Below are 20,732 nucleotides of genomic sequence, written 5' to 3' on the forward strand. Positions count from 1 at the left end.
CGGAATGCCGAGCAACCAGAGTAGAATGCCGCGTCCCATGAAAGCCTCCTGCAAGAAAATGTGATGGACACTGTCACAATGTCTTCAAAGGCCTTCTGTTCCGGCGCATCCTCATTATTGGCGCGCGCACGAGCCATGCCAATCTGTTAAAAGGCTGGACGAAACCTCAAATATCCAGGTTGGCGACCGACAGTGCGTTGTCCTGGATGAATTCGCGCCGCGGCTCCACCTCGTCACCCATCAGCCGCGAGAACAGGCTGTCGGCATCGGTCGCATCGTTGACCTTGACCTGCAACAGCGAACGCACATTCGGGTCGAGTGTGGTTTCCCAGAGCTGCTCGGCATTCATCTCGCCGAGACCTTTGTAGCGCTGCATGGTCAGCCCCTTGCGGCCGGTCGCGAAGACCGCGTTGAGCAGCGCCAGCGGTCCCGAGACTGTCTCGGACACCTCCTTGCGGCGCAGCACCGGCGGCGCCCCGTAGACTTCGCTGAGGCGCTGCGCGTATCGATCGAGCTGGCGTGCGTCGGCGGAATTGATCAGCGCCATGTCGAGATGGGCGTATTCCTTGACGCTGCGCACGGTGCGTTCGAAGACATAGCCGCCGATGCCCTCATTCGAGGTCGACATGCGGCCGGTCCAGCCGCGCTCGGTGTCCTCGGCAATGATGTCGAGGCGTTGCGCGACGCGCTCGGCCATCGCGTTGGCGCGGCCAAGATCGGCGAAGATTTCGGGATTGAGCCCGCCGGCGATCGCCGCCTGCTCGACGACGTCGCGGTTATAGCGCGTGTGCAGGCCGTTGATGAGCTGGCGCACGGCAAGCGCATCGGCGACGGCGCCGTGCAGATCCTGTCCGGTCCGCACTTCCCCTGAGCCGAGCGTAAGGGACGCTTCCTCCAACCCCGAATCGATCAGGAATTCTTCGAAGGCGCTCTCATTCTTGATGTATTGCGAGCTCTTGCCGCGCGTCACCTTGTAGAGCGGCGGCTGGGCGATGTAGAGGTGGCCGCGCTCGATCAGCTCCGGCATCTGCCGGAAGAAGAAGGTGAGCAGCAAGGTCCTGATATGGGCGCCGTCGACGTCGGCGTCGGTCATCAGGATGATCTTGTGGTAGCGCAGTTTGTCGGCGTTGAATTCGTCCTTGCCGATCGAGGTGCCGAGCGCGGTGATCAGCGTGCCGATCATGTCGGATGAGAGCATGCGGTCGAAGCGGGCCCGCTCGACGTTGAGGATCTTGCCGCGCAGGGGAAGGATTGCCTGGTTTTGGCGCGAACGGCCGCCCTTGGCGGAGCCGCCGGCCGAGTCACCCTCGACGATGAAGATTTCGGACTTCGCCGGGTCGCGTTCCTGGCAATCGGCCAGCTTGCCGGGCAGCGAGGTGACGCCGAGCGAGGTCTTGCGGGTGATGTCGCGAGCCTTGCGCGCGGCTTCCCGCGCCGCCGCGGCCTGGATCACCTTGTCGACGACCACCTTGCCCTCGGTCGGATGCTCTTCGAGCCACGTGCCGAGCGCTTCGTTGACTAGCCCCTCGACCACGGGACGAACTTCCGACGAGACCAGCTTGTCCTTGGTCTGCGACGAGAATTTCGGGTCGGGAACCTTGACCGACAGCACCGCCGTCAGGCCTTCGCGGCAATCGTCGCCGATCAGCGAGACCTTTTCCTTCTTGGTCAGGCCCGAAGATTCGCCATAGCCGGTGATCTGGCGGGTCAGTGCGCCGCGAAATCCGGCCAGATGGGTGCCGCCATCGCGCTGCGGGATGTTGTTGGTGAATGCAAGCACATTCTCGTGGTAACTGTCGTTCCACCACATCGCCACTTCCACGGTGATGCCGTCACGCTCGGCCCTGATGGAGATGGGCTTCCCGATCAGCGGTTTCTTGACCCGGTCGAGATATTTGACGAACTCTTCCAGGCCGCCGTCATAGTGCAGTTCATGCTTCACGACGTCGGCATGACGGGCGTCTGTCAGAACGATGCGAACACCGGAGTTCAGGAAGGCGAGTTCGCGCAGCCGGTGTTCCAGCGTGCCGAAATCGAATTCGACCATGGTAAAGGTCTCGGACGACGGAAAGAAGGTCACCTCGGTGCCGCTGCGGCCCTCATTGGTGCCCGGGCGCTTGTCCTGCTCGTAGCTGCCGATCGCCTTCAGCGGCGCATCGGCATTGCCGTGGGTAAAGCTCATCTCGAAGACCTGGCCGTTGCGGCGGATCTTGAGCTTCAGCCAAGCCGACAGCGCGTTGACCACCGAGACGCCGACGCCATGCAGACCGCCAGACACCTTGTAGGAGTTCTGGTCGAACTTTCCGCCGGCATGCAGCTGCGTCATGATCACTTCGGCCGCCGAAATGCCTTCGCTGGGGTGAATGTCGGTTGGAATGCCGCGACCATTGTCGATAACGGTTACCGAACCGTCGGGATTGAGTGTCACCGAAACCAGGTCGGCATGGCCAGCCAGCGCCTCGTCGATGGCGTTGTCGACCACTTCGTAGACCATGTGATGCAGGCCCGAGCCGTCATCGGTATCGCCGATATACATGCCCGGCCGCTTGCGGACGGCGTCCAACCCCTTCAAAACCTTGATGGAATCGGCGCCGTATTCGGCTTCAGCGCCGTTTGTGTTCTCGGTCTGATCGCTCATGAAAACCTGTTGTCTAGATGCCGCTTCTACAGCGCGAAAAATCGGCCCCGAATCGCGCCTCTGATATGGTGTAGATATAGGCGCTAAAGGCGGTTTTTCCAAGGTTTGCAGGCATTTCCGGCGTAAATGCCGAGCCGGCAGCCGGCTATTTTTTTCGGGCGTTGAATTTAGCCAGAAGGCCGCGCAAATATTTGACGGTAGTTTTGTCCCTGGGCGCCAGCCGGCCCGTACGGTCGAGCTCGAGCGTCAGGTTCAGCGCCTTGGTCAGAACCGCCTTCGGATCCTTGGCCACATACGCTTGTGGTCAGCTCCTGCAGCATGCTCCTGGCCGTCTCATAGTTGTCGAGCGAGATCGGCAGGTCGCCTTGCACCATCTTTATGTTGGCGAGCTTGATATGGCTGATGGCGAGATCGCGTTTGACGCTGGCATCGGTTTCCTGACGCGACCGCTGTTCGAGGTTGGCCAACAGGGCCGTGAAGCCGGCCGCCTTGACATTGCCGACCGTCGTGTAGGGCAGACCGAGCTCTTCCAGCGTGCGGCTGTGGCGGTCGGCTTGTTCCGGGCTGAGTGAGGTCTGCCCGGCCTCGCCATACAGCGACAGCACGGTTTCATAGCCCTTGATGGCCGCCGCATAGTTGAGGTCGGCGCGTGCCGCGCCCGCCGACAGGAACAGCGTCGCGGCCTGCGACAGCGTTCGGTCGAGGAAATTCACCTTCAGGGCCTAGCGCGACACCTCGTCGAAATCGACCGCCTCGGCTTATAGCGCAAGCAAGCCGCTGAGAGCGGCTCTCTCAGGCAGCGCGCATCGGTTTCAACGCCTCGCTCCAGCGCAACAGTTCGTCCAGCATGGTCTTGGCTCCGCCCCGCACTTGCTCGCTGGCATCGAAGGCTCCGTTCTCGTCGAGCAGTTTCTGGTACAGCGGCAGCGCGACACCTTCCGGGATGGGCATGATCCCGACCGAGGTCAGCAGCGGCTTCAGCGCCTGCGCCGCGCGCAAGCCGCCGGAGACACCGCCATAACTGAAGATCGCAGCGGGCTTGTATTTCCATTCGCGGGCGAGATAGTCGATCGCGTTGATGATCGCGGGTGCGGCGAAGTAATTGTATTCCGGCGCCACGAAGACGAAGGCGTCGGCGGCATCCATCGTCTTCGACCAAGCTTTGGTGTGGTCGTTCTGATAATTGCCGAGCCTTGGATGATGCGGTTCGTCCAAGACCGGCAGGTTGAACTCGGCGATGTCGGTCAGCACAGGCTCGAATTTTCCATGCTCGCGCGCGAACGTCTCCAGCCATTCGGCAAAAACCGGGCCGGCGCGGCCGGGCCGCGTGCTGCCGATGATGATGCTCAGCTTGTGCTTCAAGACGGGCTCCTTTGCCGGGTGGTATAGTTTGGTGACCGTCACTACGGCAGAGGGTTCCTGCGGGCAAGGTTGGACCCCTGACGGAATGGTCACGATTGAATGAACAGGCCGTCCACCCTGGCGTTCCCGCCGTCATGGGTCCGGTTTGCCGTTCGGTCACATGGACGCCCGAGGTGCCAGCCACTACATTGATAGGAACAGCGGAGCACTTCATGGACACGCAGCCCGCCCCATTCGTTCCTCCCGCCCCGAAGCCGCGCACGTCGCCGCCTTCGACGCTGGAGATGATCCGCATCGTCTATCGCAACCCGCTCGAACTCTGGGGCGAGCCGACCTACAACGAACCTTGGATTTCTGCCAAGGGCGCTGGTGGGCCGCTGGTCATCGCCAATGATCCGGGCCTGATCCGCCATGTGCTGGTCGACAACGCCAAGAACTACAAGATGGCGACGGTCCGCCAGAAAATCTTGAGGCCGATTCTGCGCGACGGCCTGCTGACGGCCGAGGGCGAGGTGTGGAAGCGGTCGCGCAAGGCGATGGCGCCGGTGTTCACGCCGCGCCACATTTTCGGCTTTGCCCAGCCGATGCTGAAACGGACGCTGGAGTTCGTCACCCGTTACGAGGCCGGCGGTACGTCCGATATCGCCCATGACATGACGCTGCTCACCTATGACATCCTTGCCGAGACGCTGTTTTCCGGCGAGATCGCGGGTGAGCCCGGCAGTTTCGCCAACGAGATCGACCGCCTGTTCGAAACCATGGGCCGCGTGGACCCGCTCGACCTGCTGCGCGCGCCCGACTGGCTGCCCCGGCTGACCCGTATCCGCGGCCGCAAGACCATGGCCTATTTCCGCAAGATCGTGACCGACACGGTCAAGATGCGCGAAGAGAAGTTGAGGCGCGACCCCGATGCCGTGCCGCAGGATTTCCTGACGCTGCTGCTCAAGGCCGAAGGCCCCGACGGACTGACGCGCCCAGAAGTCGAGGACAATATCATCACCTTCATCGGCGCCGGCCACGAGACCACGGCGCGCGCGCTTGGCTGGACGCTCTATTGCCTGGCCGAATCGCCCTGGGAGCGCGACCGGATCGAACAGGAGATCGACCGGGTGCTGGCGCGCGAGCCCGATCCAACGAAGTGGCTCGACGCCATGCCGCTGACACGAGCCGCCTTCGACGAGGCGCTTCGGCTCTACCCGCCGGCGCCGTCGATCAATCGCGAGCCGATCGAACCGGAAATGTGGAAGGATCTTTATATCCCCAAGCACGCCGCCGTGCTGGTGATGCCGTGGGTCGTTCACCGCCACAGGAAGCTGTGGGATCGGCCCGACGCCTTCCTGCCCGAACGGTTCCATCCGGGAAACCGTGAAAAGATCGACCGCTTCCAATATTTGCCCTTCGGCGCCGGTCCGCGCGTCTGCATCGGCGCCAGCTTCGCCATGCAAGAGGCGATCATCGCGCTCGCCATCCTCTTGTCACGCTTCCGCTTCGACGCGACCGCTGAAACGAAACCCTGGCCGGTGCAGAAATTGACCACGCAGCCGCAAGGCGGTCTGCCGATGCGGGTCACGCCTCGCCCTCGCTGAGGGCCGACGCGTCTGGAGATTATACCGCGGGCTTACGCTGCTGGAACTGGCCGGCGGCGCGGAAGCGCCAGAGGTAGCTCGGCAGGATCGTCGCGATCGACTGCGGCTGGATGCCGAGCCCCGCCAGTGTCCGGTTGGCCTTGGTGGCATCCTCTGAAACAATGTTGTGCTCGCTCAACTGCAGCACCTGGTCCTTGGTCAGCAGCGGATTGGGCAACAGGCCGAGGATCGAGGCCTGGATGTTTGCCACCCACCACGGCACCGGCACCAGCAGGCGCTTGCGCTCGATGACGGTGAGCAGTTCCTGCATGCACTCCTTGAAAGTGAGCACGTTGGGGCCGCCGAGCTCGTAAACCTGGCCGCGATCGATCTTGCCGTCGACCGAACGCGCGACAGCCTCCGCCACGTCACCGACATAGACCGGCTGGAACTTGGTGTGGCCCCCGCCGATCAGCGGCAGCACCGGCGAATAACGCGCCATATTGGCGAACCGGTTGAAGAAGCTGTCCTCCGGCCCGAAATTGATCGACGGCCGCAAGATCACGGCATCGGCGATCGTCTCCAGCACGGCCTTTTCACCGAGCGCCTTGGTGCGCGCATAATCCGATTCGGAATCCGGATCGGCGCCGAGCGCTGAAATATGGGTGAGCCCGGCGCCGACGGAGCGCGCCGCCTCGGCGATGGCGCGAGCACCGAATTCGTGCACGGCGGAGAATTTCTGCCGGCCGCTCTCATGCAGGACGGCGACGAGATTGACGACATGGTCGGCACCTTGCACGGCACGGTCGACCGACCAGCGCACGCGCACATTGGCCTGCACCGGCTGGATCTGGCCGACATTGCCGAGCGGCTGCAAATGGCCGGCAAGATCGGGCCGCCGGCAGGCGACCCTGATGCGATAACCGCGCTTGGCCAAAGCCCGCACGACATGACGGCCGACAAAGCCGGACCCGCCAAAGACGACGACGAGCTTTGGGGTCTGCAGGATTTCGGTCATGGCGGGCTCCGGCGCGCGTTCCAGATGGCTTGGCTGAGCCGTTTCATAGTCCGTTTTGCGCCAAAGGCAAAGGGTGACGCGTCGTCGCGTCATCCTTGTTTTGCGCGCGAATCCAAGAAAAAGTATGACGCGGTATTCCTGCGACAAGTGCATCGATCATGTCTCGGCCCAGCGAGCGACAAACGCAGAAAACCCCGCCGAAGCGGGGTTTCCCGGATGACATCATGAGGTGTCAGGGGCCGACGAGCGGCCTGACCTGAGACGGTATCAGGAGGGCGTGAAGCAAGTACGCCCACCCCAGCCCTGAACATCCGACATGGTGCCACCAACCTTCTTGCAGGCGGCGACGAAATCGGCGCTGCAGTTGGCGAATTTCGCATGGCCGTTCTTGCAGTAGTGGTCCTCGGTGGCGCCGCCGCTCGGCGCGGTAATGACGCCCGGATTGGCGGGCTTGACCGGTGCGACTTTCAAATTGGCCGCCTGCGTGGCGCCCATGAAGGAACCGAGCAGGAGGACGGGCGGTCAGCATGGTGGTCTTGGTGTTGGTCATGACAATTTCCTTTGACTTGAGGTTGGGTTTTCCGGGACGCGAAGGGGCATGCCTTTCACGCGGAGCAGACTTTCGATTTGATTTTGCTGTTCCCCGGTCTGGATCGGGCAAGCTCATCTTGCCCTGGACAAACGTTGGTCGCCCGGGCGCTCAAAAAGGTTCAGAACGCACGCGAAAAGAACGCGCACAACCGCGCTTCAGGCGGGGGCCGGCCAAGTAACTAACTGAAAAGAAAGGAAAATAATCAGGCCGAGTAGCGTTCGGCGAATTCGGAGATTCGCTGGATCACTTCCTTGGGCGCGGTGATTCCGCGCGCCTGAGCCTTTTCGGCCGCTTCGGCGCGGCCGCGGCCGGGCACATGAACGCCGAAGCGGCGCCGCAGCCGGTCGAGCTGGTCTTTCATGCGCTGCTCGAAACCCGGGTCGAGCAGCTTGGGCTCGACGGCAAGCACGAACAGGCCGGTCCCGGGGTTGTCCGGGCCGCCGCTGAACCATGGCGCGTCGAGTGACCAGTTGGCGCCCGACAGGCCGGCCGCCAGCACTTCGACCATCAGCGCGATGTTGGCGCCGCGCTGGCCGCCGAAGGCGAGCATGGCGCCCTTCATGGCCGCCGCCGGATCTGTGGTTGGGTTGCCGCTGGCGTCCAGCGCCCAGCCTTCGGGGATCTTCTTGCCGTCCTCGGCGGCCTTGCGGATGTTGACGAAGGCGGTGGCGCTCGACGACTGGTCGATGACCAGCGGCGCGCCGTCGGCGGCGGGGGCGGCGAACGACATCGGATTGGTGCAGTAGACCGGCTTGACCGAGCCTGAGCCGGCCAGGACAGCCGGACCATTGGTGGCGGCGAAGGACACCAGCCCCTGCGCGGCCAGCCGGCCGGTGAAGTAGCCGAGCGCCCCGCAGGTGTAGGCGTTCTTCTGCGAGAAGATGGCGACGCCGAACAGTCTTGCCGCCTTGGCGAGGTCGTCGATGGTGCGGTCGAAGCCGGTATGCGCCAGCCCGCCGCGCGCATCCGAGAGATAGATGGCCAACGCCGGCCGGGTGATCACTGGATCGGCATTGCCGTCGATGCGCCCGGCCTCGAGCGCTTCGAGATAGTCGATGAAATGCGTGAGCCCGACCGCTGCAAGTCCCTCTGCCTCGGCCGCGATGATCGAGGCGGTGAGCGATTGCGCCGCCTCCTCGTTGGCGCCGGCGCCAAGTGCCGCCATCCGGCACAGCCCTTTTGCCTGGTCGAGACTGAGTTGCATGGCGATTGCCCTTAGTAGGAGTGAGTAGGGGTTAGTGAGTGGTGAGTTGTGGAGTGCGCGGCAGCCACTTCCTACTCACCAATCCCTACTCACCACTCACTAGAACCTAACCGATCTTGACCGGGATTCGTGCCTCGATCCGGCTGAAGGCGAAGACCAGAATGCCGGTGATCGCCATATAGATCAACGCCAGGAGCAGCAAGGGCTCGTAGGTGAGATAGGTGTCCTGCCGCACCTTGGACGAGACGGCGAAGATGTCTATCACGCTGATGGTCGCCACCAGCGGCGTCGATTTCAGCTGCAGCACGGTCTCGCCGGTCAGTGTCGGCAGCGCCCGGTAGAAGGCTTGCGGCAGCCAGATGCGGCGGAAGATCTTCCAGCGGCTCATGCCGAAGGCGCGGGCGGCTTCCAACTGCCCCTTGGGCACGCCGGCAAAGGCGCCGCGCATCACTTCGCCCTCGTAGCCGGCGAAGGACAAGGTCAGCGCCAGCACGCCATATGGCCAGGCCTGCCTGAGATAAGGCCACATCCAGGATTCGCGGATCCATGGATATTGCGGGAACAGCGAGCCCAGCCCGTAATAGAGCAGCCATAGCTGCAGAAGCAGCGGCGTGCCGCGGATGATGGTGCAGAAGACTTTCGCGGGCGCCGCGACCCAGATCGAGCCGGCCGCCTGCGCCAGCCCGACGGGCACGGCGATCATGAAGCCGAGCGTACAGGTGACGGCCAGGATCCACAGGGCACGCCAGATCCCCGTCAGGCCCATTTCCCAATATTGCGGCAGCCAGTCCCAGCGCATGAAGAAGGCGGCCGACGCCACCAGCCCAAGCGCGATCAGGATCAGCACGATGCGATGCGGCTGCAGCCAGAGCGAAGCGCGCGCCGCCGTGTCGATGATGACGGTTTCGCTGGTCATCAGCGTGCCTCCTTGAGGGAAGGCATGCCGCGCCGCGCCCATTTCTCGGCGCGGCCAAGCAGGAGGTTCGAAACCAGTGTCACGCAGAGATAGAGCACGCCGGCGGCGAGGAAGAAGACCAGATAGGCCTTGGTGACGCCCGCCGCCTGTCGTGTCGCCAGCGTCAATTCGAAGAAGCCGACGACGGCAAGCAGCGCGGTGTCCTTGGTGGCGATCAACCACAGATTGGCGAGGCCCGGAATGGCGAAAGGCAGCATCGCCGGCAGCGTGATGCGCCGCAACAGAAGGCCGGGAGACATGCCGAAGGCGCGGGCGGCTTCGATCTGGCCCTGCGGGATGGCGAGGATCGCGCCGCGGATGACTTCCGTCGAATAGGCGCCCTGGACGAAGCCGAGCACGGCGATGCCGGCCACCAGCCCGCTGATGTCGACACGCTGGTAACCCATCGCGGTCAGCACCTGGTTTATCAGGTCGGTGCCGGCATAGTAGAGCAGCAGGATCAGCACCAGTTCCGGCACGGCGCGCACCACGGTGGTGTAGACCGCGAACAGGTCTCGAACCACGGGTCCGCCGTAAAGCTTGCCATAGGCACCGCAGGTTCCAATCAGCAGGCCGACGATGGTCGCGCCGACGGCGATCTCGAGTGAATGCAGGAGCCCGAGCAAGAGCGTCCCGCCCCAGCCGACGGGAGCCGGCGAGAGCAGTTCGACGATGCCGGCCGCGGAAGCCGGAAGAAAGGATTCGATCAGCTTCGCCCCCGGATTGCTGGCTCTGTCCGCCGGCACCAGCAGCCGGCGGCAAGCATGCGTGGACAGGCCGGCTGGAGGACGAGGGCGTCAGCCCCCCGTCCTCCAGCCGATGCGAGGGTCGTCAGTTCGACTGCGTGGCGCCGCCGTAAATGTCGAAATCGAAGTATTTCTTCGAGATCTCGTCATATTTGCCGTTGGCGCGGATCGCCTTGATGCCGGCGTTGATCTTCTCTTTCAGATCGGTGTCTTCCTTGCGCACGCCGGCGCCGACGCCCGGTCCGAGCACTTCGTCGTCAGGGGCAACCATGCCCTTGAGGTCGCAGCAGGCCTTACCCTGGTCGGTCTTGAGGAACTCCTTGAGCGCGATGGAATCGGCCTGCACCGCGTCGAGGCGGCCCGCGGCGAGGTCGTTGTTGGCTTCGTCCTGCGTCTGGTATTCCTTGATCTCGGATGCGGTGGGGCCGAAATGCTTCTTGGCGTAGACGGCATGCACCGTCGACACCTGGACGCCGACGACCTTGCCCTTGAGATCGTCGGGCGTGGCGCCGAACTTCTGGTCCTTGGGGCCGATGATCGCGGTCGGGGTGTTGTAGTACTTGTCGGAGAAGTCGATGGTCTTCTTGCGTTCGGCGGTGATCGACATCGACGAGACGATGAGGTCGATCTTCTTGGTGGTCAGTGCCGGGATGATGCCGTCCCAAGCGACAGGGGTGATGACGCAGTCGAGCTTCTCTTCGGCGCACACGGCGTCGATGAAGTCGATCTCCCAGCCGACCCATTTGCCCGAAGCATCGGGCGAGGTGAAAGGCGCGTAGGGTTCGGCGGCGACGCCGATCTTGACCGGATCGGCCTTGGCCACGCCCATGGCTGCGACGCCGAGCAGCAGCGCCGCGGCGAATGTCTTCAGAACAGTCTTCATTTCAGAACTCCCAGTTTGTTGTTGGTTCCCGGTTTTCTTCCGTCCCGGCCTGTCCCTAGCCGATGTTGCGGATGAACTGCTTTAGCCTTTCGGACTTGGGCGCGCCGAAGATCTGCTCCGGCGGGCCTTCCTCCTCGACCAACCCGTTGTAGAGGTAGACGACATGGGTCGCGACCTCGCGGGCGAATTTCATTTCGTGGGTGACGAGCACCATGGTGCGGCCTTCACGGGCCAGATCGCCGATCACCTTCAGCACTTCGCCGACCAGTTCGGGATCGAGCGCCGAGGTCGGTTCGTCGAACAGCATGACGCGCGGATTGATGGCCAAGGCGCGAGCAATCGCGGCGCGCTGCTGCTGGCCGCCGGAGAGATAGGCCGGATAGACGTCGCGCTTCTCGGCCAGCCCGACGCGCACCAGCAGTTTTTCGGCCTGGGCGATAGCCTGGTCGCGCTTGACGCCCAGCACATGAACGGGAACCTCGATGACGTTTTCGATCAGCGTCATATGGCTCCACAGGTTGAAGTTCTGGAACACCATGCCGAGCTTGGAGCGGATGCGTTCGATCTGCCTGCGGTCGGCCGGAATGGTATGGCCATGGCTGTCCGCCTTGAGCTTGATCTGCTCGCCATTGACCCGGATGATGCCGCTGGTCGGGTTTTCCAGGCAGTTGATGCAGCGCAGCAGCGTCGATTTGCCTGAGCCCGAGCCGCCGATGATGGCGATGACCTCGCCGTCGCGCGCCGACAGCGATACGCCCTTCAGCACATGCAGTTGACCGAATTTCTTGTGCAGGTTCTCGACATGGATGGCTTCTGCGGCGCCGTCCTGCGCCTCGCCGCATGGGACTTTGGCAGCTGCCACAGCGCTCACCAAATGACCTCCATATCGCGGCCGGCGGTTCGTCGAACGTCTATCCGGCTAATCAACATACGCTGTACTGCCTCGCTCCAGACCTCAAGCATGGACCCAACAGAGCGAGCCCGTCAATCCCGCTCATTACGGCACTTGCGGCCTTGTTGTGCAAGTGTATAAATAACCTCTCATGAAATTTTCTCGGTTTTTTTCAGCTTAAAAAAGGGCATCGATGAGCGCTTTCGGATCCCAGTCCATGGCGGCGCCGCTACGGCGCGTGCTGATGCGGTCGGCCGCCAACGCCATGCGCGACGCCGACCGGGCTGCCTGGCACTATGGTCCGGGATTCAACGCGGCGAAAGCGGCCTCGCAGCACGCAGTCCTTGCTGAACTGGTGGCGGCATCCGGCGCCGAGATCGAATGGATCGAGGACAAGGCCGACGGACTCTCGGATTCGGTTTTCACGCACGACCCTTCGCTGATGACCGACCGCGGTGCGCTGATCCTGTCCATGGGCAAGTCCATGGGCAAGCCGCTGCGCGCCAGGGAGCCTTCGCTGCATGAAGAAACCTACAGAAGATTGGGCATTCCGATCCTTGGCCGCGTCGAGGCTTCTGGCCAGGTCGAAGGCGGCGACTGTGTATGGGTGGATGCCCGCACGCTGGCGATCGGGCGCGGTGTCCGTTCCAACCAGGACGGCATCCAGCAGGTTTCCAACTTGCTGTCGCCGCTGGGGATTTCCGTCTACGGCTTTGATCTGCCGCTGTGGCAGGGCGAAGAGGCGTGCCTGCATCTGATGTCGGTGATCAGCCCGCTGGCCGACGACCTGGCGCTGGTCTATTCGCCGCTTTTGCCGGCCCCTTTCTATCAGACGCTGAAGGCGCGCGGCATCCGGCTGGTCGAAGGCGACGCCGAGGAGTTCGCGGCTTCCAACGGCCTCAGCCTTAACGTACTGCCGACCAGCCCGCTCAAGGTCATTGCCGTCGCGGGCTTTCCCAGGACCAAGGCCGCCATGGAAGCCGCCGGATGCACGGTTGAAATCTTCGAGGCGGACGCGCTCTGCATCGCCTGCGAAGGCGGGCCGACATGCCTGACGCGACCGATCCTGCGCCAATGAATGAGCGCCGTAAGTTCCGTCGCGAGGGCGAGGAGCGGCGGCGGCAGGATCTGATCGAAGCGACTCTGGACAGCGTGGCGGAATATGGCCTGCAAGGCGCCAGCCTGCGCACCATCGCATTGCGTGCCGGCGTCACCGCCGGGCTGATCCGGCATTATTTCCCGGGTAAGGAAGAATTGCTGCAGGAAGCCTATACGGCGCTGGTCGACCGCATGACCGAGCAGGCGAAGGCGGCATTGGTCATGGATGATGCCTCGCCGCGCCAGCGCCTCGCGGCTTTCATCACCGCCAATCTCAATGCGCCGATCATCGACGCGCGGGTGTTTTCGCTGTGGGCAACCTTCATCGGCCGCGCCAGTGCGGATCCTGCCCTGGCCCGTGCCCACCGCGAAGGCTACCTTGGCTTTCGCAACGAAGTGGAAGCAGTTGTGGCCGACGTGCTCGCCGCCGAACAGCACAAGCCGGACGCAACCCAGTTGCGCCACCATGCCATCGCCATCAATGCGATCATCGACGGACTCTGGATCGAAGGCTGCCTGGCCGGCGAGATGTTCTCGCCCGGCGAATTGGCGGCGATCGGCATCAAGGCTGTCGAGTCGGAGCTCGGCCTCGCGCCGCTGGAGCAATTCCTGGAAAAGTGAAAAGCGGTTTTCCCGTGAAAAGCGCGCAGCGCTTTCCCCTTGGGAAATGCGTAGAAACAAAGAGATAGGGGAGAAAACCAATGACCACTGTGGGCGAAGCGCTCATTTCGCTGCTCGAGGCGCATGGCGTCGACACCGTGTTCGGCATTCCCGGCGTTCACACGGTCGAACTCTATCGCGGCCTTGCGCGCTCGAAGATACGCCACATTACGCCGCGCCACGAACAGGGCGCCGGGTTCATGGCCGACGGCTATGCGCGCGCCGGCGGCAGGCCGGGAGTCGCCTTCGTCATCACCGGGCCGGGGCTGACCAACACCATCACCGCCATGGGCCAGGCACGCGCCGATTCGGTGCCGATGCTGGTGATCTCCGGCGTCAACGCCACCGACACGCTCGGCAAGGGGCTCGGCTTCCTGCATGAACTGCCCGATCAGCGCGGCATGATGGAGAAGGTAGCACTGTTGTCGTTACGCGTGACCGGGGCCAGCGAATTGCCCGATGCGCTGGCGCGGGCTTTCGCCCTGTTCTTCCTCATCTAGGCCCGGCCCTGTGCATATCGAGATCCCGACCGACATCATGGTCAAGCCGGCGGACGGATTGTCGGCCGCGTTGAGCAATGCCGCGCCGCCGGCGCCAGACAGCGCCGCCATTGCCAGGGCTGCCGAACTCATCGCCGCCTCGCGCCGCCCGCTCATCCTTGCAGGCGGTGGCGCCAAGAAAGCTGATGCGGCGCTGCGGCGCCTTGCCGAAAGGCTGGGCGCGCCGGTCGTCGAGACCACCAACGCACGCGGTCTCATGCATGGCCATCCGCTTTGCGTGCCGGCAAGCCCGAGCCTCAAGGCGGTTCGCGCGCTGATGGCCGGGGCCGATCTAGTGATCGCCGCCGGTACCGAATTCGGCCCGACCGACTATGACGGCTATGGCGACGGCGGCTTCATACTGCCTTCGAACCTGATCCGTATCGACATCGGCGCCGACCAGCTTGCGCGGCGTCCGTTGACGGTCGCCATCGAGGCCGATTGCGCCGAGGCGATCGAGGCGCTGCTTGCGGCGATCGATCCCGCCCACGGTGCTGGCGAAGATGGCCATGGCCGCGCCGCGGCGGCGAGAAAGGCCGCTTTTGCCGAGTTGAGCCCGGCCTATGCGGCGCAGGTGCGTGCCGTGGAAATGATCCGCGACGCTTTGCCCGGCGCCATCATCGTTGGCGACTCGACCCAGCCGATTTACGCCGCCAACCTCTATTACGACCACGACCGGCCCGGCGGCTGGTTCAATGCCGCGACCGGCTTCGGCGCGCTTGGCTACGGTCCGCCGGCGGCGATCGGCGCGGCACTTGCCGTGCCCGATGCCCCGGTTGTCTGCCTCACCGGCGACGGGGGCTTCCAGTTCACCTTGCCGGAGATAGCGGTGGCGCTCGATTCTGGAGCGCCCGTCACCTTCGTGGTCTGGAACAACAGAGGCTATCGCGAGATCGAGACCTCGATGCTCGATGTCGGCGTGGAACCTGTCGGCGTATCCCCGGCGCCGCCGGATTTCTGCAAGCTGGCCGAAGCCTATGGCATTGGCGCCGAAAGGCTGGCCGACATCGACGCCTTGCCACGGGCGCTCAAGCACGCCTCGGCAACGGGGCTGCCGCGCGTCATCGAAGTCACGGTCGTCTGAAACCGGCCGTCCTTCCCAACTGGAAGCGGACCATTCGCCGGCTTGGTTTTCAAGAGTTGAGCCGCTTCCGGGCGGCTTCGTTATTCGGCGACGTCCTGACGCATGCAAAGACGTGACGGCTGCCATGTCGAGATATCGGTTGAGTGATCGACGGAAAGGGGCGACGCTTCGCGTCGGCGCGGCAAACCACGACAAAAGTCATAAAAATGACAGGAGCGGTCAAGGATGACGGAAACACTTGAAGGCAGGCACATCGTTGTGACCGGCGGAACCGGCGCGCTCGGTGGGGCGGTGGTCGGCAGACTGCTGGAGCAGGGCGCGATCTGCCACGTGCCGAACGCGCATGCCGCGGCACCTCAGCACTTCCCCTTCACCACGCACGACAATGTCAAATTGGCGCACAATGTCGATCTCTCGGACCCCGCCAAGGTCGAGGCATTCTACAGCCAGGTTCCTGCCTTGTGGGGATCGATCCATCTGGCCGGCGGCTTTGCCATGGCGCCGGTGGAGAAGATCGAATCGGCGTCCTTTGCCGAGATGATGGACACCAACGCCCGCACCGCCTTCCTGTGCAGCCGCGCCGCCATCCGCTCGATGCTGGCGTCGGATACTGCCGGCCGCATCGTCAATGTCACGGCACGCGCCGGGCTCGACCCGCGCCGCGGCGCCGGCATGGTCGCCTATACGGCCAGCAAGGCGGCGGTCGCGGCCATGACGGTCGCGATGGCGGAAGAATTGAAGGCCCAGGGCATCCTGGTCAACGCGGTGGCCCCATCGACGCTCGACACGCCGGCGAACCGCGCCGACATGCCGGATGCCGATTTCACCAGATGGGTCAGCCTCGAAGCCGCGGCCGAAGCCATCGCCTATCTTGCCTCGCCGGCCAATCAGGCAATGAGCGGAACGCTGGTGCCGCTCTACGGCAGGGCCTGAGCGGAGAGCGTCGACGCCGGGCAGCCCGCGTCGGATCCATCGGCATTGCGGTAGCTGTAGATACGCAGCGGCGATGAAGCGTCCGTGGGACACTCCCTCAACCAAGCCGGCGGCTTGCCTTCCATCAGGGCCGCCGCGAACGGGTAGGCGGCTTCAAGACTTGGCGAGGGCGCGCCTCGCCAGGCGCAGATCGCGACATGTGTCGCCTTCGACGCGTCGAGAATCGCACGCGGGTCGGCGGTCATGGGGTCGAGAAAGCGGTAGCTCCGTTCGATGCCCATGGCCGAAGGGTGGTTGGGGATCGTCACCACCTTGGGGCCCTCGGCCAGCGCGACGAAATGCGATCCGATGAGCGGTGGCGAAAAGACGATGGCGCCCGGCGGCCAACCCCGTTGCACTCCGAAATGATCGAGGTCGCAACTGTCCGCGAATTCGGCGGCGGGTATAGCCGCCTGGGAGGGTCCGACCGCCAGGTGGTACAACGCGATGGCCGCGGACAAAACCAGGCCGGGCAGGATCAGCGCGTATTTGCGCGATGGCGCCGGCACGGGAGATTTCAAATAGCGCCGCAGCCCCGAACCGTGCGGCAGGAGGCTCTCCAGCACGAAGATAAGGCCGATGCCGGAGAAAATCGGGAGATAGCGGAAGTAGCGGAGATAGTCGATCGCCAACACCAATCCGAGCAGCGAAAACAGGGCCAGTATGACCAGAGGCCGGCTGCGGCCATGCGACCCGGTGCAGATGACGACCGGCGCAAGCGCGCCGACGAACAGCAGCAACATGCTGGGAAAGCCGGACGACAGCACGAAATCGGAACGCCGGAACAGGCTCATCTCCTGAAGAATTCTGTTCAGCATGTTGTCGCGGACATAGGCGTCCATCGACGCGTAAGGGCCGCCCAGGCATTGCGGAAACAGTTTTACCAGCGCCACCACGCTGATAGCGGCGAACGCCAGCAGAAGCGCTGTCCGCATTGCCCAGCCGCCACGCGTGCCAACAAGCCGAGGTACGACGGCGAACGAGAGCCCGGCGGCGGTCAGCCCCAGTCCATGCGGCGCGGAATAGGTATCGCATTTGATCGCGGCATAGGCCGAGGGCGCGACGGTGGCGGCGAACAGGCCGATCGCGCCGATCGCCAGGGCCAATCCAAAGCTGGTGATCCCTGTTGCACTCTCGTCGCGGCCGGCGATCCAGTCGAAGGCGTAGACGGCCATCACGAGCGCAAAGAACGGTGCGAACTCGGCGCTGATCGCGATTGCCAGGGCGGTCAGCAAGCCGTTGACGAGGGGCGAAAGGCGGTTCCGCGACAGCAACAGGACCAGGGCGGCAAGCAGAAGCAATATCTGCAGATTGTGATAGTCGATCCGCCCCGGCGCGTATTCGAAGAAGGTGCGCGCGGCGAAGATCAAGGCCAACGGCAATGCAATGGCCGGATAGGCAAAGCCCATCGCGACAATCAGCCGGTTGTAGAAGTAGAGCGCGGGTACAAACAGGAGCAGCGGCACGACAAAGCTTGCCGCCATCAGCGCCGGCTCGAAGCCGGCAAACGGCGCGAGCAACCACGCAAAGGCGGCATAGGGCAGATCCACGATCCATGGCCAGTGCGAGATGTAGGGTTCGGGCTGGGCAATGCCGGGCATTGTCCGGTCGAATATATTCCCGGTCTCGAGCAAGGTGCGGATCTCGTGTATTTTGAGAAGGTCGTCCGCATCGGTATTGAGCCGGAAGCCCAGGGACCAGAGGACGATCATCACCGTCACCATGCCGCAGAAGCAGAAAAGGGCCGGTGCGCTCGTATAGAGACGCGGCAGCCACGAAGATTGCGCTGCGGCCCTGTCGTCGTCTTTGCTCATCGAAGGCTTCCCCGGGACGACTGCCAAATACGCGAGGAAGTTTATCTTGCCGTAAAGAAAAGCCCCGCCGGATCGCTCCGGGCGGGGCCTTTGTTCAAGGCCGCACTAAATCGTGCGGCAAGCGGTTAATCCTTAGTTGCCCTGCTTCTTCAGCGCGGCGCCCAGGATGTCGCCCAACGAAGCGCCGGAGTCGGTCGAGCCGTACTGTGCGACGGCTTCCTTCTCTTCGGCGATTTCCAGCGCCTTGATCGAGACCTGCAGCTTGCGGGTCTTCTTGTCGAAGGCGATGACGCGGGCGTCGACCTTCTGGCCGACGGTGAAGCGCTCGGGCCGCTGCTCGTCGCGATCTCGGCTGAGGTCGGAGCGCTTGATGAAGGTCTCGATGCCGCTGTCGACCAGCCGCACTTCCAGACCGCCATCCTTGACGCCGATGACTTCGCAGGTAACGACGGCGTTCTTGCGCAGTTCGCCTGACGTCGCGGCTTCGCCGACCGTGTCCTTGGCCAATTGCTTGATGCCGAGCGAGATGCGCTCCTTGTCGATGTCGACGTCGAGCACCTGCGCCTTGACCATGTCGCCGCGATTGTACTCTTCGATGACCTGCTCGCCCGGACGGGTCCAGTCGAGGTCGGAGAGGTGCACCATGCCGTCCACGTCGCCTTCGAGGCCGATGAACAGGCCGAACTCGGTCTTGTTCTTGACCTCGCCCTCGACCTGGCTGCCGACCGGATGGCTCGAGGCGAACGCCTGCCACGGATTCTCGAGCGTCTGCTTGAGGCCGAGCGAGATGCGGCGCTTGGCCGGATCGACTTCGAGCACCACCACGTCGACTTCCTGCGTGGTCGACAGGATCTTGCCGGGATGCACGTTCTTCTTGGTCCACGACATTTCCGAAACGTGGATGAGGCCTTCGATGCCCGGCTCCAGCTCGACGAACGCGCCGTAGTCGGTGATGTTGGTGACGGTGCCCTTGATCTTCTTGCCGATCGGGAACTTGGTGCCGATCTCGGACCACGGATCGCTCTCGAGCTGCTTCATGCCGAGCGAGATGCGGTGGGTTTCCTGGTTGATGCGGATGATCTGCACCTTGACCGTCTGACCGATGTTGAGGATTTCGGTCGGATGGTTGACGCGGCGCCATGCCATATCGGTGACATGCAGCAGGCCGTCGATGCCGCCGAGGTCGACGAACGCACCGTAATCGGTGATGTTCTTGACGACGCCTTCGACAACCTGGCCTTCCTCAAGGTTCTGCACGATTTCAGAACGCTGTTCGGCGCGACTCTCCTCCAGCACGGTACGGCGCGACACGACGATGTTGCCGCGGCGGCGATCCATCTTGAGGATCTCGAAGGGCTGCGGGTTGTGCATCAGCGGGGAAACGTCGCGGATGGGGCGAATATCGACCTGGCTGCGCGGCAGGAAGGCCACGGCGCCGTCGAGGTCGACGGTGAAGCCGCCCTTGACCTGGTTGAAGATGACGCCTTCGACGCGCTCACCCTTGGTGAACTTCTCTTCGAGCTTGACCCAGCTCTCCTCGCGGCGTGCCTTATCGCGCGACAGCACGGCCTCGCCCAGCGCATTTTCGATGCGCTCGACCATGACTTCGACCGTATCGCCGACCTTGAGAGTCGAGTCCTTGCCCTTGACGCCGAATTCCTTCAGCGGCACACGGCCTTCGACCTTGAGGCCGACATCGATGATAGCCATGTCTTTTTCGATCGCCAGAATCGTGCCCTTGACGACTTGGCCTTCGCCGGAATGACCGGTGGTAAATGATTCTTCGAGCAGGCTCGCGAAATCATCGCGAGTGGGATTTGCAGCAGACATTGTTTCTCCTGGAGTACCCCGCATTTTTCGCGGGGCGGGCGCCGTGGGTTAGCGTTGCGTTGGCCTGCCGGCGTTCCGGGCTGCAAAAGCCCTAGGCCGCTTTTAAGCGGCAATTCCGGCGCATGAAGAATGCTGGCAGGCTGGTTCGTACCCGATATGGGTATTTTCTTCGCCTCCGGCAACCGGAAGCAGCATGAAACCCGGATCAGGCTTTGTTTCTCTTGGCCAGCACGTCGTCGATGACGGACATGGCCGCGAGAAACGCGGCTTCTATAGCCATTTCGCTGGTATCAAGCAAGTGCGCGTCGGTGGCCGGCTTCAGCGGCGAGTCGGCCCGACCCATGTCGCGCTCGTCGCGGCGCACGATATCGGCAAGGATTTCGGCGAAATCGGCGGTGCCGCCGATGCTTTCGATCTCAGCCAGCCGGCGCTGTGCGCGCACTTCCGCGCTCGCCGTTACATAGAGCTTTATGTCGGCGTCAGGGCAGACGACGGTGCCGATGTCGCGGCCATCGAGCACCGCGCCCGGCGGCGTCCTGGCGAAGTCGCGCTGCTTTTCGACCAGGATGCGCCGCACGGTCGGAAAAACCGCGACCTTCGATGCGGCCTCGCCAACCGCATGCGCCGACAGCACCGCGCGGTCGAGCTTTGCCAGGTCGACCTGGCGGGCGGCGGTTTCCGCCGCCGAGACATTGTCGAGCGGCAGGCCCAGCCGCAGCAAGGCATGGGCGACGGCGCGATAGGTGAGGCCGGTGTCGAGAAGGTTGAGGCGGTAGTGGTCGGCGAGACGGCGGGCGAGCGTGCCTTTGCCTGCGCCGGCCGGTCCGTCGATGGCGATGGTAAAGGGGTGGGTCATTGGCGGGCCGTCGGGATCGAAAGC

General features: G+C 63.6%; 17 protein-coding genes and 1 pseudogene. 5 read left to right on the plus strand and 13 right to left on the minus strand.

All coding sequences use genetic code 11. The annotated features are described in order from the left end of the window. Positions 1–166: 166 nt before the first annotated feature. The 3 genes from gyrB to ACVWWD_RS10470 all read right to left on the minus strand — a co-directional run bounded on the left by gyrB (position 167) and on the right by ACVWWD_RS10470 (position 4,000). The gene (gene gyrB / locus ACVWWD_RS10460) at positions 167–2,638 is read right to left on the minus strand and encodes a DNA topoisomerase (ATP-hydrolyzing) subunit B (RefSeq protein WP_352552076.1); all 2,472 of its coding nucleotides are present in this window, start codon (positions 2,636–2,638) and stop codon (positions 167–169) included. 167 nt (positions 2,639–2,805) lie between these two features. Next, positions 2,806–3,351 carry a hypothetical protein gene (locus ACVWWD_RS10465; RefSeq protein ID WP_352552078.1) on the minus strand — a complete coding sequence of 182 codons (546 nt, stop codon included), beginning with the start codon at positions 3,349–3,351 and terminating at the stop codon, positions 2,806–2,808. Positions 3,352–3,430: 79 nt separating this feature from the next. After that, on the minus strand, positions 3,431–4,000 hold the full coding sequence (locus ACVWWD_RS10470) for an NADPH-dependent FMN reductase (protein WP_023772421.1): 570 nt from the start codon (positions 3,998–4,000) through the stop codon (positions 3,431–3,433). A gap of 212 nt (positions 4,001–4,212) precedes the next feature. Between ACVWWD_RS10470 and ACVWWD_RS10475 the strand changes: the two genes are divergently transcribed. After that, a complete protein-coding gene (locus ACVWWD_RS10475; protein WP_352552081.1) occupies positions 4,213–5,586 on the plus strand; it encodes a cytochrome P450 in 1,374 nt (457 codons plus the stop codon). Positions 5,587–5,605: 19 nt separating this feature from the next. Here ACVWWD_RS10475 and ACVWWD_RS10480 read toward each other — a convergent pair whose 3' ends face one another. From ACVWWD_RS10480 to ACVWWD_RS10510, 7 genes are all read right to left on the minus strand, one after another. Next, positions 5,606–6,583 (minus strand): complex I NDUFA9 subunit family protein, encoded by a 978-nt coding sequence (locus ACVWWD_RS10480; RefSeq protein WP_352552083.1) that lies wholly within the window; start codon positions 6,581–6,583, stop codon positions 5,606–5,608. A 267-nt stretch (positions 6,584–6,850) separates the two neighbouring features. Then, the gene (locus ACVWWD_RS10485) at positions 6,851–7,078 is read right to left on the minus strand and encodes a hypothetical protein (protein WP_457103055.1); all 228 of its coding nucleotides are present in this window, start codon (positions 7,076–7,078) and stop codon (positions 6,851–6,853) included. A gap of 299 nt (positions 7,079–7,377) precedes the next feature. Then, positions 7,378–8,379, minus strand: a complete 1,002-nt coding sequence (locus ACVWWD_RS10490; protein ID WP_352552087.1) for an Ldh family oxidoreductase — start codon at positions 8,377–8,379, stop codon at positions 7,378–7,380. Positions 8,380–8,485: 106 nt separating this feature from the next. Continuing rightward, on the minus strand, positions 8,486–9,295 hold the full coding sequence (locus tag ACVWWD_RS10495) for an ABC transporter permease (RefSeq protein WP_023781698.1): 810 nt from the start codon (positions 9,293–9,295) through the stop codon (positions 8,486–8,488). After that, entirely contained in the window at positions 9,295–9,960 is a 666-nt protein-coding gene (locus ACVWWD_RS10500; RefSeq protein ID WP_352552113.1) for an ABC transporter permease, read from the minus strand. Before ACVWWD_RS10500 ends, ACVWWD_RS10495 begins: the two co-directional genes overlap by 1 nt. Positions 9,961–10,165: 205 nt before the next feature. Further along, on the minus strand, positions 10,166–10,963 hold the full coding sequence (locus ACVWWD_RS10505; protein ID WP_023772428.1) for a transporter substrate-binding domain-containing protein: 798 nt from the start codon (positions 10,961–10,963) through the stop codon (positions 10,166–10,168). A 55-nt stretch (positions 10,964–11,018) separates the two neighbouring features. After that, positions 11,019–11,834, minus strand: a complete 816-nt coding sequence (locus ACVWWD_RS10510) for an ABC transporter ATP-binding protein (protein ID WP_352552092.1) — start codon at positions 11,832–11,834, stop codon at positions 11,019–11,021. Positions 11,835–12,048: 214 nt separating this feature from the next. On the opposite strand from ACVWWD_RS10510, the gene ACVWWD_RS10515 reads away from it, so the two are divergent. From ACVWWD_RS10515 to ACVWWD_RS10530, 4 genes and pseudogenes are all read left to right on the plus strand, one after another. Then, entirely contained in the window at positions 12,049–12,933 is an 885-nt protein-coding gene (locus ACVWWD_RS10515; protein ID WP_352552093.1) for a dimethylarginine dimethylaminohydrolase family protein, read from the plus strand. After that, positions 12,903–13,574, plus strand: a complete 672-nt coding sequence (locus ACVWWD_RS10520; RefSeq protein ID WP_023772430.1) for a TetR family transcriptional regulator C-terminal domain-containing protein — start codon at positions 12,903–12,905, stop codon at positions 13,572–13,574. The genes ACVWWD_RS10515 and ACVWWD_RS10520 overlap by 31 nt, the downstream gene beginning before the upstream one ends. Positions 13,575–13,654: 80 nt before the next feature. After that, a pseudogene (locus ACVWWD_RS10525) lies at positions 13,655–15,236 on the plus strand (5-guanidino-2-oxopentanoate decarboxylase). Between the two features lie 225 nt (positions 15,237–15,461). Beyond that, positions 15,462–16,169: an SDR family NAD(P)-dependent oxidoreductase gene (locus ACVWWD_RS10530; protein ID WP_023772432.1), complete on the plus strand. Its 708-nt coding sequence runs from the start codon at positions 15,462–15,464 to the stop codon at positions 16,167–16,169. On the opposite strand, the gene ACVWWD_RS10535 is transcribed toward ACVWWD_RS10530, so the two are convergent. The 3 genes from ACVWWD_RS10535 to cmk all read right to left on the minus strand — a co-directional run bounded on the left by ACVWWD_RS10535 (position 16,154) and on the right by cmk (position 20,708). Next, positions 16,154–18,022, minus strand: a complete 1,869-nt coding sequence (locus ACVWWD_RS10535; RefSeq protein WP_352552098.1) for a hypothetical protein — start codon at positions 18,020–18,022, stop codon at positions 16,154–16,156. The genes ACVWWD_RS10530 and ACVWWD_RS10535 overlap by 16 nt on opposite strands. A 132-nt stretch (positions 18,023–18,154) precedes the next feature. After that, positions 18,155–19,852 (minus strand): 30S ribosomal protein S1, encoded by a 1,698-nt coding sequence (gene rpsA, locus ACVWWD_RS10540; protein WP_015314259.1) that lies wholly within the window; start codon positions 19,850–19,852, stop codon positions 18,155–18,157. Between the two features lie 205 nt (positions 19,853–20,057). Continuing rightward, the gene (gene cmk, locus ACVWWD_RS10545) at positions 20,058–20,708 is read right to left on the minus strand and encodes a (d)CMP kinase (RefSeq protein ID WP_352564287.1); all 651 of its coding nucleotides are present in this window, start codon (positions 20,706–20,708) and stop codon (positions 20,058–20,060) included. Positions 20,709–20,732 lie beyond the last annotated feature (24 nt).

The organism is Mesorhizobium sp. URHB0026, from assembly GCF_054059755.1.

Excerpts from the sequence above, each read along its gene's own strand:
- ACVWWD_RS10495 (WP_023781698.1), bottom strand. The coding sequence starts at position 9,295 with ATGACCAGCGAAACCGTCATCATCGACACGGCGGCGCGCGCTTCGCTC.
- cmk (WP_352564287.1), bottom strand. The coding sequence starts at position 20,708 with ATGACCCACCCCTTTACCATCGCCATCGACGGACCGGCCGGCGCAGGC.
- ACVWWD_RS10475 (WP_352552081.1), top strand. The coding sequence starts at position 4,213 with ATGGACACGCAGCCCGCCCCATTCGTTCCTCCCGCCCCGAAGCCGCGC.
- ACVWWD_RS10505 (WP_023772428.1), bottom strand. The coding sequence starts at position 10,963 with ATGAAGACTGTTCTGAAGACATTCGCCGCGGCGCTGCTGCTCGGCGTC.
- ACVWWD_RS10485 (WP_457103055.1), bottom strand. The coding sequence starts at position 7,078 with ATGGGCGCCACGCAGGCGGCCAATTTGAAAGTCGCACCGGTCAAGCCC.
- ACVWWD_RS10535 (WP_352552098.1), bottom strand. The coding sequence starts at position 18,022 with ATGAGCAAAGACGACGACAGGGCCGCAGCGCAATCTTCGTGGCTGCCG.
- ACVWWD_RS10515 (WP_352552093.1), top strand. The coding sequence starts at position 12,049 with ATGAGCGCTTTCGGATCCCAGTCCATGGCGGCGCCGCTACGGCGCGTG.
- ACVWWD_RS10480 (WP_352552083.1), bottom strand. The coding sequence starts at position 6,583 with ATGACCGAAATCCTGCAGACCCCAAAGCTCGTCGTCGTCTTTGGCGGG.
- ACVWWD_RS10490 (WP_352552087.1), bottom strand. The coding sequence starts at position 8,379 with ATGCAACTCAGTCTCGACCAGGCAAAAGGGCTGTGCCGGATGGCGGCA.
- rpsA (WP_015314259.1), bottom strand. The coding sequence starts at position 19,852 with ATGTCTGCTGCAAATCCCACTCGCGATGATTTCGCGAGCCTGCTCGAA.
- ACVWWD_RS10520 (WP_023772430.1), top strand. The coding sequence starts at position 12,903 with ATGCCTGACGCGACCGATCCTGCGCCAATGAATGAGCGCCGTAAGTTC.
- ACVWWD_RS10530 (WP_023772432.1), top strand. The coding sequence starts at position 15,462 with ATGACGGAAACACTTGAAGGCAGGCACATCGTTGTGACCGGCGGAACC.
- gyrB (WP_352552076.1), bottom strand. The coding sequence starts at position 2,638 with ATGAGCGATCAGACCGAGAACACAAACGGCGCTGAAGCCGAATACGGC.